We start from the raw sequence: 12,855 nt of genomic DNA on the forward strand, positions 1-12,855 counted from the left end.
CCATGCCTGCCACAGCCTCAACGCCCCGCGGCCTCGACCATCTCGTCATCGGCGTGCGCGATCTCGATGCCGCATGGCGCTTCTATGAGAAGCTCGGCTTCCGCGTCGGTACCCGCAACCGCCACCCCTGGGGCACCGAGAACCGAATCGTGCAGTTCCCGGGCTCGTTCCTCGAACTCGTCACCATCGCCGACCAGAACGCGATCCCGCCGCATGGCGAACGCCGCTTCTCCTTCGGCGCCTTCGTTCGCGATGCGCTGGCCGGGCAGGGGGATGGGCTCTCGATGCTGGTGCTGGAAAGCACCAATGCCAAGGCCGACGCGGCCGCGTTCCAGGCTGCCGGAATCGGAGATTTCGAGCCTTTCTTCTTCGAGCGTCAGGGCAAGCGGCCGGACGGCTCCACGGTGCGGGTCGCCTTCGAACTGGCCTTTGCGGCCGATACCCGCGCGCCTGAATGCGGCTTCTTCGTCTGCCAGCAACTCGAGCCGCAGAACTTCTGGAATCCCGAATTCCAGCAGCATCCGAACGGCGCGACAGCGCTGACCTCGGCCGTGATGCTCGCCGTGGAGCCGTCCGTCCACCGCGGCTTCCTGACCACGTTCAGCGGCGGTGCCGAGGTGCTGGAAGGCAACGAGGACTATGTTCTCGCCTTGCCGCGAGGGCGCATCGACGTGCTCGATCCCGAGGCTGCACTGGGCGCCTATCAGGTCGAGCCGGACACGACGCCGGCCCGCTTCCTCGGCTTCTGCGTCGCAGTACCGAGCCTCGATGCCGTGGCCGAGCGCCTGACGGCGGCGGAGATCCCCTTCGTGCAGAACGAGGAACGGCTCTTCGTTCAGGCCGAGGATGCCATGGGCTGCATGATCGCCTTCGAGCAGATCTGAGCATCTGCCGCCAAGCAGCAGCAATCGCTCCGTCATTCCGGGCTTGTCCCGGAATGACGTGACCTCAGCTCTTGGCTTCGACGGGCGGCAGCGACGCCAACAGCCCGATCAGCGCGCGGTCGTGCAGCACGACCATGCGCTCCTTCGGCTTCAGCCAGATCGCCGCATCCTCGACGCTCTCTGCATCGACGAGCTTGGCCTGGGCCACGGCCCGGTCCGGCTCGATCTCGCCGCGCCGGCGCGACTGGCCGTAGGGCAGCATCAGCTCATGGGCGTGGCGCAGCTCGGCATCGGCATGAAGCGCCCTGATGCCATCGGCATCGTCGAAGCCTGCCCTCTCGAACTCGGCCTGCAATTCGTTGGCGCGCAGCGCGATCGTCGGCGGAGCGCCTTCCTCCGGCGTCATCAAAAGCTTGTGCCGCTTGAGCCAGAGGCCGATCGCGAGCTGGCCGGACGCCCAGGACAGCGGAATCGCCAGCACGAGGCCGACGATCGTCGGCGACATCCAGGCGAAGAGCGAGGTCGCGATCATGAAGGCCGACAGGCCGGTCACGATACCCAGCACCGTATGGGTGCGGTGGCGGCGGATGATGTCCTTGAGCGGGATCGAGCCGTCGTCGCGGCGCTGCGGATTCCAGCCGGTGTCGCGTCCGAGCAGAATCTGGAAGACCGAGCCCGACTGGATCAGCATCATGATCGGCGCGAAGAAGGCCGAGAACAGCACTTCGATCAGGGCGGAGACGACCAGGCGGATCGCGCCGCCGCCGGCGCGCCGCAGCTTGTTGTTGAACAGCGTCAGCAGGAGGCCGAACAGCTTCGGCGCCAGCAGGATCGCCATGGTCAGCGCGAACAGGCGCAAGGCGCGTTCGGGGTCGAACCGCGGCCATACCGGGAAGAGCGTGAATTCCTGCGTGAAGTACTCGGGCCTGGCGTAGTTGACCTGCAGCACGATCAGGATACCGACCACCAGTTGCATCAGCCAAAGCGGCGAGGCGAGATAGCCCATGATGCCGGTGGCGAAATGCTGGCGCGTCGGCGTCACGAAGCCCTTCGCGCCCATGATGCGCGAATGCTGGAGATTGCCCTGGCACCAGCGCCGATCGCGCACCGAGATGTCGATCAGCGAGGGCGGGCTCTCTTCGTAGGAGCCCGTCAGGTCCGGCAGCATGTAGACCGACCAGCCGGCGCGGCGGATCAGAGCCGCCTCGACGAAGTCATGGCTCAGCACATGGCCGCCGAAGGGCGGCTTGCCCTTGAGATCGGGCAGGCCGCAATGATCGGCGAAGGCCTTCGTCCGGATGATGGCGTTGTGGCCCCAGTAGTTGCCGTCACGGCCGGACCACATGGCGAGGCCGGTTGCGATGACGGGGCCGTAGACCCGGGCCGCGAACTGCTGCAGCCGCGCGAAGAAGGTGTTGCGGTTGATGATCAGCGGCAGCGACTGGATGATGCCGGCGTCGGGATCGGCCTCCATCGCGGCGGCAAGGCGCACGATGCAGGTGCCGGTCATCAGGCTGTCGGCGTCGAGCACGACCATGTGCTCGTAGAGGCCGCCCCAGCGCGTGACGAAATCAGCGATGTTACCGGCCTTGCGGTGATGGTTCTTCGGGCGGTGGCGATAATAGACGCGCGAATTGGGGCCGAGCCGCTCGCGCAGCGCCAGGAACGCCCGCTCCTCCGCCACCCAGACATCCGGATTGGTCGTGTCCGAGACGATGAAGTAGTCGAAATGGTCGCCGAGCCCGGTCGCATCGACCGACTCGCGGATCGCGGCGACCGCCGCGAAGATGCGTGCCGAAGATTCGTTGTAGATCGGCATCACCACGACGGTGCGATGCTTCAGGCTTTCCGCCCGATCCGCGCGACCGGCGCCAAAGAGCACGCCGAAGAAGCCGAGCAGGGCGCTGGTGAAGGCGAGGGCAATCCACGAGAAGTTGATCGTGAACAGCACCAGCAAGGCGTACTGCAACGAGGTCGTGCGGCTGACCGACACGACATTGTACATTTCCCAGGCGCCATAGGCCGTGAGGGCGAAACCGCCGCCGAAGACGAAGAGGCGCTTGAGCCAGGGCGTCTTCCAGTTGGCCGGTACCGCGGGCTTGCGCCGCTCGGAGGCGTTCCAGCTCCGGAAGGACTGCACCGGCATGATCAGCCTGTCCTCGGGCGGAGTCGCAGGCTCGCGGGCGGGATTGAAGCTGCGCGCCTCGGTCTCCGCGATCTCCTGGCGGGGCGCGGTCACCACGTCCATCGATTCAACCATGTTTCCGAGACGGGCTGGCCGCCGGATTGCAGGACGAGCCTAAGCTCGGAGAGCGCTTCGGTGCCCGGATCGACCTCGAACCCGACACGCATCATCTTGCGCTCCGGATAGGGCCAGAGCCGCACGCCATGCACCGCGCCGGGCTGCGCGGTAACCGTCGCCCGCGTCGAGGCGATCAGCGCCGCATCCCCAAGCTTGTCGCCGGTGAATTCGACGATGAAGCGGCGGCGGCGGCCCTGCGAGCCCTTGCCCTGCCGGGTGCGGGTCGCAATCGCCAGTGGCGGCCGTTCGGGCGGCTGCCAGCACCAGGCCTGTCGATAGCTGATCGAGGTCTCGCTGCCGGCTGCCAGCGGCTGCCGGGGCCGCCAGTACATGATGATGTTCTTGTTCGGCTCGGAGTCGCTGGGGATCTCGATCAGTTGGACCGAGCCGGCGCCCCAGTCGCCCAGAGGCTCGTTCCAGACGCTCGGCCTGAGCTCGAAGCGCTGGTCGTCGTCCTGGAACGCGGCTGGATCGCGCTCGCGCTGCACCAGGCCGAAGCCCTTCGGGTTCTCGTCGACGAAGGAGGAGACCTGCAATGTCGCGGGGTTGTTCACCGGCCGGTAGATCCATTCGCCGCCGCCCGACCACATCTGCACGCCCGAAACCTCACCGATCGACGGCCTGAGGTCATCGAAGGTACGCCGGCTTTGCGGACCGGACAGGAAAGTCGCGCTGATGCAGCCGAAGCCGACATGCTCCAGCGCCTGACGGGCGAACAAAGTCATCTCGACGTCGATGAAGGTCACGTCGCCAGGGCGCAGCGTCATCCGCGCCGCACCGGTCACGCTCTCCGAATCGAGCAGTCCGTGGATCACCAGCGAACCGGTGGCGGGGCTCGGGCGCTCGATCCAGAAGGCGCGGAAGAAGGGCAGTTCCTCGCCGCGCTGCTCGCCCGGACGCAGGATGAGCGCGCGCGACATCGCACCGAAATTCTGCCCGCGAGCCAGCGCACGGAAGAAGGTTGCACCCTGGAAGATCGCGACCTCGAAGGGCCGCTCGAGCCCGGCCGCGATCCGCATGCCGGAGAACTGCAGGTCGGCATTCGCCGGGGGGGGCGTGACGCGGCCATAGTCGAACTTGCCGCGATCGAAGGAAACGCGGCGCACCGTCCCATCCTCGACCGTGAACAGGCTGACCGGATTGGAGAACACAAAACCGCGATGCAGCGGCTCGACCGTGAAGCCACGGTTCTCTCCGGCCCAGATCGTCGCCTCGGGACGCGTGCGAATCCCGGCGAACTGATCCGCCGGCAGCGTCGCATACCCCTCAGGCAGGTCGGACGCCCCAAGGGGGATCAGCGGACGCTGCGCCAATGTGCGAGCAGCGTCGACCACCAGGGCCGGGTCGAAACGCTGCCCATCGGCGAGAGCGGGAATGTTGAAGGCGGCCGCGCCTGTCGGCGTCTGGGCCGCAGCCGGAGCGGCCAGAGACAGCAGGGCCGCGCCGCCGGCCGCACCCTCCAGAAACTGTCTGCGATTCAAGGGATTCGACATCTTTTCCAAACTGCGCGGACGACGCCCTCGCCCTCCGCGCTTCTAGAGCATTTCCAGTTCGGCTGAAAAGCGGTTCCGATCAGGAAATTAGTGGTGATCGAACCCGCTGGAGGGGCATCCCGGAACGACCTATGATGATTGATGAACGGTGGTCATTCTCGGGAGCCCCTTTTTTTCCATTTCGACTTTGGCAAAAGCCGAAAGGATCGGCTATCCACGCCGCCTGCAACGCCAGCATGCGCGAAAGCGACCGTGAGGAGCGGGCAGAAATCTAATCATGCCCGCAGGGGAAACGACAAAGATGACCGAAATGCAGCCGGCTCGCTCCTGCCTTGCGATCGTTCTGGCGGCCGGCGAGGGCACCCGCATGCAGTCGCGGACCCCGAAGGTGCTTCATCCCGTTGCCGGTCTTTCCATGCTGGGCCATGTCCTGTCGTCGGTCTCACAGGCCGGCGCGGACGCCGTTGCGGTCGTGATCTCGTCCGAGCGCCCCGAGGTCGGCGCGGAGACCTTGAAACTCCTTCCGTCGGCACGGATCGCGACGCAGCACGAGCGGCGCGGAACCGCCCATGCGGTGCTGGCGGCAAGGGAAGCCCTGAAAGCCGGCCACGGAGAGATCCTGGTCGCCTTTGCCGACACGCCGCTCGTCCGGCCGGAAACCTTCATGGCCCTGCGCGGGGCACTGGCAGGAGGGGCGGCGGTCGCCGTCCTCGGCTTCGAAGCGCGCGACCCGAACGGCTATGGCCGGCTTGTCGAGCATGACGGGAAGCTCGAGGCCATCATCGAGCACAAGGACGCGACGTCGGCGCAGCGCAAGATCAAGCTTTGCAATGCCGGCCTGATGGCGCTCGCCGGGGAGCATGCGCTGGCGATTCTCGAAGCGATCGACGACGAAAACGGCCAGCGCGAATTCTACCTGACCGACGCGGTGGCTATCGCGCGGTCGCGCGGGCTGGATGCCGTCGTGCTGAAGGCGCCGGAGAGCGAAGTCCAGGGCGTCAACGACCGGGTGCAGTTGGCCGCGGTAGAAGCGGAATTCCAGCGGCACAAGCGCAACGCCGTCATGCTCGGCGGCGCGACTCTGATCGCCCCGGAGACGGTCTTCTTCAGCGTCGATACCGAGATCGGCCGCGACGTCGTGATCGAGCCCAATGTGATTTTCGGACCGGGCGTGCGCGTCGCCGACGGTGCCTTGATCCACGCCTTCTCGCATCTGGAGGGGGCCACCATCGGCGAGGGGGCAAATGTCGGCCCCTTCGCCCGTCTGCGGCCGGGCGCGAAGCTCGCGGACAAGTCCAAGGTCGGCAACTTCGTCGAGGTGAAGGCGGCGGATATCGGCCCCGGGGCCAAGGTCAACCATCTGACCTATATCGGGGACGCGACGATAGGCGCGGCAGCCAACATCGGCGCCGGCACCATCACCTGCAACTATGACGGCTTCACCAAGTCGAAGACGACGATCGGCGCGAACGCCTTCGTCGGCTCGAACTCCTCGCTTGTTGCGCCCGTCACGATCGGCGAAGGTGCCTATATCGGCTCCGGCTCGGTCATCACCAGCGATGTTGCCCCCGATGCGCTCGCCATCGGCCGCGGCCGGCAGTTCGGGAAGGAAGGCTGGGCGAAAACGTTCCGAGCAGAGGCAATGGCTCGGAAAGCCGCCAAGAAGGCGGCCGAATAGCCGGGTTTCTCGGGAAAACCTGCAGGCCGCCGTTCACAGTTCGTCATTTAGATTGATTGGGCATCCGCGCCTTCTCCAGCTAAGCGGTATCGCTAGCAGCAACGGTTCGAGGGGTTCGCCCATGTGCGGCATCGTCGGGATTTTGGGCAAGGAAGCGGTGGCGACGCAGATCGTCGAGGCGCTGCGGCGGCTCGAATATCGCGGCTATGATTCCGCCGGCGTCGCGACGCTGGAAGCCGGCCAGCTCGTCCGCCGGCGCGCCGAAGGCAAGCTCAGGAATCTCGAGGTTCGCCTGTCGAGCGAACCGCTCGACGGGCTGATCGGCATCGGCCACACCCGCTGGGCGACCCACGGCAAGCCCAACGAGACCAACGCGCATCCGCACGCGACCCCAAGGCTCGCCGTCGTGCACAACGGCATCATCGAGAACTTCCGCGAACTGCGCGCCGAGTTGCAGGCCGACGGCTACGTCTTCGAGACCGAGACCGATACCGAGGTCATTGCCCACCTCGTCACGCGCGAGCTCGACGGCGGCAAGACGCCGGTCCAGGCCATCGCGGCAAGCCTGCCGCGGCTACACGGCGCCTTCGCGCTCGCCTTCCTGTTCCGCGGCGAGGAAGATCTCCTGATCGGTGCCCGCAAGGGCTCGCCGCTCGCGGTCGGTGTCGGTGACGGCGAGATGTATCTCGGCTCCGACGCGCTGGCGCTGGCGCCCTTCACCAACCTCATCGCCTATCTGGAGGAGGGCGACTGGGTCGTCCTCAACCGCCGTGGCGCCACCTTCTACGACAAGGCTGGCGCAGAGGTGGTACGCCGCGCCCAGCGCGTCGCCGCGGGTGCCTTCCTGGTCGAGAAGGGCAATCACCGCCACTTCATGGCGAAGGAAATCTACGAGCAGCCGGAGGTCGTCGGCCACACGCTGACACAATATCTCGACATGGCCGCCGGCGCGGTGCGCCTGCCGTTTCAGGATAAGGTCGACTGGAAGAAGCTGTCGCGCCTCTCGATTTCCGCTTGCGGCACCGCCTATTATGCCGGCCTGACGGCGAAATACTGGTTCGAGAAGCTCGCCCGCCTGCCGGTCGAGATCGATGTCGCCTCCGAATTCCGCTACCGCGAGCCGCCGCTGCCGGCCGATGGCCTGGCATTGTTCGTCTCCCAGTCGGGCGAGACGGCCGACACGCTGGCGTGTCTGCGCTACGCGAAGCAGGAGAAGCAGACCGTTCTCTCCGTCGTGAACGTGCCGACCTCGACCATCGCCCGCGAAAGCGATGCGATCGCGCCGACGCTGGCCGGCCCCGAGATCGGCGTCGCCTCGACCAAGGCCTTCACCTGCCAGCTCACTGCGCTTGCCTGCCTTGCTCTCGCAGCGGCGCGCGGCCGCGGGACGCTCTCGGCCGAGGATGAGGCACGCCATGTCCAGAATCTGATCGCGCTGCCCGGCCTGATCGCCAAGGCGCTCGCGCTGGAACCGGAGATCGAGCAGCTCTCGCACAAGCTCTCCAGGGCCAAGGACGTTCTCTACCTGGGCCGCGGCACCAGCTTCCCGCTTGCGCTGGAAGGGGCCCTGAAGCTGAAGGAAATCAGCTATATCCACGCGGAAGGCTATCCGGCGGGTGAGCTGAAACATGGACCGATCGCCCTGATCGACGAGGACATGCCGGTCGTCGTCGTAGCCCCGCACGATGCGCTGTTCGAGAAGACCGCCTCGAACATGCAGGAGGTCGCTGCCCGCGGCGGTCGCATCATCCTGATCACCGACGCAAAGGGCGCCGCCGAATGCGGCATCGAGCCCGAGGCGACGATCATCATGCCGGACATGGATCCGACCTTCGCGCCGATCGTCTACGCCCTGCCGATCCAGATGATCGCCTATCAGACGGCGGTTTTCATGGGCAAGGACGTCGACCAGCCGCGCAATCTGGCGAAGTCCGTCACCGTGGAGTGAGGCCGGCGGCGTTGCCGTCATGCTCGGCGGAGCGAAGCGCAGACCCGAGAATCTCTTTTTCGGAGATGCTCGGGTGAAGCCCGAGCATGACGCGGTTTGTCAGGCTTCCGGCCTGCTCGCCACATAGGTGCCTGCACCGATCAGACAGAGCGCCGTCGTCGCCAGCGCGATCGGTGGCGCGCTCGTCTGCGTCAGCAACGCGAAGCTGAGCACCATCGATCCGCAGGCGAGATATTTCGCCCGCCGGGCGATGGCGCCCGTCTCGCGCCAGCGCAGGACATGCGGGCCGAGCTTCGGATGGCCGAGCAGCCAGGCCTCGAACCGCGGCGAGGACCGCGAGAAGCACCAGGCCGCGAGAATCAGGAAGACCGTGCCCGGCATCACCGGCAGCATCAGCCCGACGATGCCGAGCGCCGTGAAGATCCAGCCAGCCGCGAACAGAAGCGGCCGCGGCCAACGGCTTCGCGGCTGGTCATCGTCGCTCACGGCCTCATCCTTGCTTGCATGAAATGCGGGGCTGGCGGATATCTCCGCCTCGCTTATCTTGTCATATCGCGGCGCGAGACTGCGCCTGCAAGCAGGCGGGACGTCGCGCCGGTGCCTTGGGGAGAGAGATGACCGCCGGCCCGCCCGATCCGCGCTTCGTTCTGCCGACGGAGCTCCTTCGCCCGACATGGGGCGCACGGCTGCGCCGCTATTTCCTGACCGGGCTCGTCATCGCTGCGCCGCTCGCCATCACCGCTTCGGTGACCTGGTGGTTCATCAATTTCATCGACGGGCTGGTGAAGCCGCTCATCCCGAATTCCTATCTGCCCGATGCCTATCTGCCTTATCCGGTGCCAGGCTTCGGCCTCGTCATCGCACTGGTCGGGCTGACGCTGCTCGGCTTCCTCACTGCCAATCTGGTCGGCCGTTCGCTGATCCGCGCGGGCGAGGCGATCCTGGGCCGCATGCCGGTGGTCCGCAGCCTCTACAAAGGGGTGAAGCAGGTTTTCGAGACGATCTTCTCGCAGTCGGGCACCTCCTTCCGCAAGGTGGGGATGGTGCAGTTCCCGCAGCCGGGCATGTGGTCGATCGTCTTCATCGCGCAGGAGGCCGCGCCCGAAATCGCCGGGCGCCTGCCCGATAGCGAAGAGCAAATCGGCGTTTTCCTGCCTTGTACGCCAAACCCCACCACGGGCTTCTTCTTCTACCTGCCGCGTCGCGAGATCGTCGAGCTCTCGATCACGGTCGAGGACGGCGCCAAGCTGATCATGTCGGCCGGGCTGATCCAGCCCGGCGAGCAGAACGGCAAACCGAAGCCGGAGGCGAAGCTCCCGGTCAACGCTTGAGCGGCACCCAGATCTCGACGGTGCCGTTGCCGGTCGCGCCGTCGAAGCGCTCATCCATCCGCTCCAACGTGACGCCCATCTCGGGTTCGCGTCCCGATTTCGGGAACCAGTCCTGCCAGATCGCCTTGTAGGTCTGCTTGATGCCGGTGATATGGCCACTGTGCTCGAAGACGGCGCAGAGCTGTTCCGGCACGCTCAACCGCGCGAACTCGTCGGTCAGGTCGCCGAAGGACGAGACCTCGGCCCCGGCGATGTAGTCGAAGGCGCCATGTTCGTCGCAATTATAGCTCGCACCATAGGCGACATAGCCGCGCTGGCCGGGGATATTGCCGAAATGCGGGGCGATCTTCTGCCAGAGCAGCGGAATCCCTTGCGTCTTGTCCATCGAGAAATGGCCGCTGAACCCGGCAATCAATAATGGCTTGTTGGTGACGATGCGTGGTTCGGCGATGGGGGCGGGGGCGATGTCGTGCATGGATAGGGGCTCCACGAGGGTGAGCGAGGACAAGTCGCGCCGGGCGCGCAGCTCTTCGGGCGTGATGCCGAACTGCTCGCGAAAGGCGCGGGTGAAGGCTTCGTGGGAGCCATAGCCCCAGTCGAGCGCGACCGAGAGGATGTCGGGCGCCCCATCGGCGAGCTGGCGTGCCGCCTCCGACAGCCGGCGCTCGCGCACATAGCGCATCACCGAGCGGCCGGTCGCCACGCCGAAGGCGCGACTGAGATGGAAGCGCGAGACGCCGCTGACCTCCGCGATCTCATCGAGCGAAAGCTCGGAGGCGAAGCGGCTCTCGATGCACCAGATGGCTGTCTTGACCGGGTCCATGCTCTCTCCACGAAGCGCCGGCACCATGGCGCCGGCAAGACGGCCGCGCTTGATCAGGATTGCTGTGGGGCCGGTCGTCATGCTCGGGCTTGACCCGAGCATCTCGGAAACCAGTGTCTTCTCGTCACGAGATTCTCGGGTCTGCGCTTCGCTTCGCCCGAGAATGAGGGCAAGGTTCTCGCTCTCAACCCGCCCGCAGCAGCCGGATCGCGACGTCGCGCTCGAACAGATAGAGCAGCGCCCGCACGGCCTGCCCGCGCGGCGTCTCGAGTTGCGGATCGCGCTCGATCAATAGCCGCGCATCATCGCGGGCAGCGGCCAGCAGATCGCCGTCGATCTCCGGCCGGGCGATGCGCCAGTCCGGCGAGCCGGACTGCTTGGTGCCAAGCACTTCGCCTTCGCCGCGCAGACGCAAATCCTCCTCTGCAATGCGGAAACCGTCCTCGGTCTCGCGCATGATCGTCAATCGCGCCTCGGCGATCGGGCCAAGAGGCCCCTTGTAGAGCAGGAGGCAGGTCGAGGCAGCCGAGCCGCGCCCGATGCGCCCGCGCAACTGGTGCAACTGGGCGAGGCCGAAGCGCTCGGCGTGCTCGATCACCATGACGCTGGCGTTGGGCACGTCCACGCCGACCTCGATCACCGTCGTCGATACGAGGATGCGCGTTTCGCCGGCGACGAAAGCGGCCATCGCAGCGTCCTTCTCGCGTCCGGGCATCTGGCCATGCAGCAGCCCGACCTTGGCACCGAAGATCTCGCGCAGAGCCTCATAGCGCTCCTGCGCCGCGGCAACGTCGAGCGTGTCGGATTCCTGCACGAGCGGGCAGACCCAATAGACCTGCTGGCTGGCTTCGACGGCCCGGCCGATGGCGCCGACGACCTCGTCATAACGCTCGGACGAGATGGCGCGGGTGACGATCGGCTTCCGGCCCGCCGGCTTCTCGGAGAGGATCGAGACATCCATATCGCCGAACCAGGTCAGAGCCAGCGTGCGCGGGATCGGCGTCGCGGTCATCACCAGCACGTCGACCGCTTCGCCTTTGGAGCCGAGCAGCAGGCGCTGATGCACGCCGAAGCGGTGCTGCTCGTCGACCACGGCCAGCGCCAGATCATGGAAGGCGACGTCTTCCTGAAACAGGGCGTGGGTGCCGACGGCGATGTCGATCGAGCCGTTCGCCAAGCCTTCCAGCACCTGCCGGCGACCGGCACCTTTCTCGCGCCCCGTCAGCAAAGCAAGCTTCAGCCCGGCCTTCTCGGCCAGCGGCGCCAGCCTCTCGGCATGCTGGCGGGCGAGGATTTCCGTCGGCGCCATCAACACCGACTGCCGGCCGGCCTCGGCGGCGGCGGCCATCGCCATCAGCGCGACCACCGTCTTGCCCGAGCCGACATCGCCCTGCAGCAGCCGCAGCATCCGTTCGGGCTTGGCCATGTCGGAATGGATGTCGGCGATGGCCTTGCGCTGGCCCTCGGTCAGTTCGAAGGGCAGGGCGGACTGGATGCGCCAGCGCAAGCCCCCATCCCCGCTGGTGGCGCGTCCTGCGATCTTCTTCTGCTGGCGGCGCACCAGGGCGAGGGCGATCTGGCTCGCCAGCAGCTCGTCATAGCCGATCCGGCGGCGCGCGACCGTGTCGCCTTCGGCCGCCTTGCGATCGGCCGGGTGGTGCAGCGCTTCGACCGCCTCCCGAAAGGAGGGGAAGCTGTTCTTGGCCTGGAACCCGCCATCCTGCCATTCGGGCATCTCCGGGCAGCGTTCGGCGGCAGCCTGTGCGATCCGCATCATCACTCGCCCGCCGATGCCTTCGGTCAGCGGATAGACCGGCTCGAAGGCGGGCAGGGTGGCCGCGAGCTTGGGATCGAGGATGCGCTCGGGATGCACCATCTGGCGCATGCCTTCCCAAAGTTCGAGCTTGCCCGAGATGATCCGGTAGGCGCCGATCGGCAGATTCTGTGCCAGATGGCGGGAATCGGCGTGGAAGAAGACGAGTGTGACGTCCCCCGTCTCGTCCTCGACGATCACGCGGTAGGGTGCCTTCTTGCCCGCCGGGGCCGCGCGATGCTCGCTGACGCGGGCGGTGAAAGTCGCGATGTCGCCGATGGGCGCATCGGCGATCGAAGCGCTCGGCCGGCGATCGACTGCGCCGGTCGGCAGGTGGAACATCAGGTCGACCACGCGGGCGGTCTGCGTCTCGTCGCCGAGGAAACGATCCAGAACCTTGCCGAGTTTCGGCCCAACGCCGGAGAGCGTCGTGGCGGGAGCGAACAGCGGATCGAGGATCGAAGGGCGCAAATCGTCTCGCGAATCTGTCAGGAGCGCGAAGATCGCGGCGCCTTGGCCGCTGACTTCGCCGGGTTGCGTCGCTATATAACCTGCTCAGGCAGGCTCCGCGACGGGGCCGGCC

At 66.5% G+C, this 12,855-nt stretch carries 9 protein-coding genes; 4 read left to right on the forward strand and 5 right to left on the reverse strand.

Translation table 11 applies throughout. The features are described from left to right. Nucleotides 1-2 precede the first annotated feature (2 nt). A complete protein-coding gene (locus AC1DNE_RS06135; RefSeq protein ID WP_441471051.1) occupies nt 3-884 on the forward strand; it encodes a VOC family protein in 882 nt (293 codons plus the stop codon). A gap of 64 nt (nt 885-948) precedes the next feature. On the opposite strand, the gene mdoH is transcribed toward AC1DNE_RS06135, so the two are convergent. Beyond that, on the reverse strand, nt 949-3,132 hold the full coding sequence (mdoH, locus tag AC1DNE_RS06140; RefSeq protein WP_476840972.1) for a glucans biosynthesis glucosyltransferase MdoH: 2,184 nt from the start codon (nt 3,130-3,132) through the stop codon (nt 949-951). Beyond that, the gene (locus tag AC1DNE_RS06145) at nt 3,120-4,667 is read right to left on the reverse strand and encodes an OpgD/OpgG family glucan biosynthesis protein (RefSeq protein ID WP_441471053.1); all 1,548 of its coding nucleotides are present in this window, start codon (nt 4,665-4,667) and stop codon (nt 3,120-3,122) included. The genes mdoH and AC1DNE_RS06145 overlap by 13 nt, the downstream gene beginning before the upstream one ends. Nucleotides 4,668-4,989: 322 nt before the next feature. Here AC1DNE_RS06145 and glmU point away from each other — a divergent pair, with 322 nt between their 5' ends. Further along, nucleotides 4,990-6,357 (forward strand): bifunctional UDP-N-acetylglucosamine diphosphorylase/glucosamine-1-phosphate N-acetyltransferase GlmU, encoded by a 1,368-nt coding sequence (gene glmU / locus AC1DNE_RS06150; RefSeq protein ID WP_441471094.1) that lies wholly within the window; start codon nt 4,990-4,992, stop codon nt 6,355-6,357. 121 nt (nt 6,358-6,478) lie between these two features. Next, the gene (glmS, locus tag AC1DNE_RS06155; RefSeq protein WP_441471054.1) at nt 6,479-8,305 is read left to right on the forward strand and encodes a glutamine--fructose-6-phosphate transaminase (isomerizing); all 1,827 of its coding nucleotides are present in this window, start codon (nt 6,479-6,481) and stop codon (nt 8,303-8,305) included. 99 nt (nt 8,306-8,404) lie between these two features. Here glmS and AC1DNE_RS06160 read toward each other — a convergent pair whose 3' ends face one another. After that, entirely contained in the window at nt 8,405-8,791 is a 387-nt protein-coding gene (locus tag AC1DNE_RS06160; RefSeq protein WP_441471055.1) for a YbaN family protein, read from the reverse strand. Nucleotides 8,792-8,919: 128 nt separating this feature from the next. Between AC1DNE_RS06160 and AC1DNE_RS06165 the strand changes: the two genes are divergently transcribed. After that, nucleotides 8,920-9,636, forward strand: a complete 717-nt coding sequence (locus AC1DNE_RS06165; protein WP_441471056.1) for a DUF502 domain-containing protein — start codon at nt 8,920-8,922, stop codon at nt 9,634-9,636. On the opposite strand, the gene AC1DNE_RS06170 is transcribed toward AC1DNE_RS06165, so the two are convergent. Both AC1DNE_RS06170 and recG read right to left on the reverse strand, forming a co-directional pair. Continuing rightward, entirely contained in the window at nt 9,626-10,540 is a 915-nt protein-coding gene (locus AC1DNE_RS06170; RefSeq protein ID WP_441471057.1) for an AraC family transcriptional regulator, read from the reverse strand. The genes AC1DNE_RS06165 and AC1DNE_RS06170 overlap by 11 nt on opposite strands. Before the next feature lie 103 nt (nt 10,541-10,643). Beyond that, nucleotides 10,644-12,743, reverse strand: coding sequence for an ATP-dependent DNA helicase RecG (recG, locus tag AC1DNE_RS06175; protein ID WP_441471058.1), 2,100 nt, complete (start codon nt 12,741-12,743; stop codon nt 10,644-10,646). Nucleotides 12,744-12,855: the final 112 nt, after the last annotated feature.

It is taken from the genome of Allobosea sp. 05L423 (assembly GCF_056397745.1).

Coding starts and splice junctions, on each gene's coding strand:
- AC1DNE_RS06165 (WP_441471056.1), top strand. CDS start 8,920: ATGACCGCCGGCCCGCCCGATCCGCGCTTCGTTCTGCCGACGGAGCTC.
- AC1DNE_RS06135 (WP_441471051.1), top strand. CDS start 3: ATGCCTGCCACAGCCTCAACGCCCCGCGGCCTCGACCATCTCGTCATC.
- AC1DNE_RS06170 (WP_441471057.1), bottom strand. CDS start 10,540: ATGACGACCGGCCCCACAGCAATCCTGATCAAGCGCGGCCGTCTTGCC.
- glmS (WP_441471054.1), top strand. CDS start 6,479: ATGTGCGGCATCGTCGGGATTTTGGGCAAGGAAGCGGTGGCGACGCAG.
- glmU (WP_441471094.1), top strand. CDS start 4,990: ATGCAGCCGGCTCGCTCCTGCCTTGCGATCGTTCTGGCGGCCGGCGAG.
- mdoH (WP_476840972.1), bottom strand. CDS start 3,132: ATGGACGTGGTGACCGCGCCCCGCCAGGAGATCGCGGAGACCGAGGCG.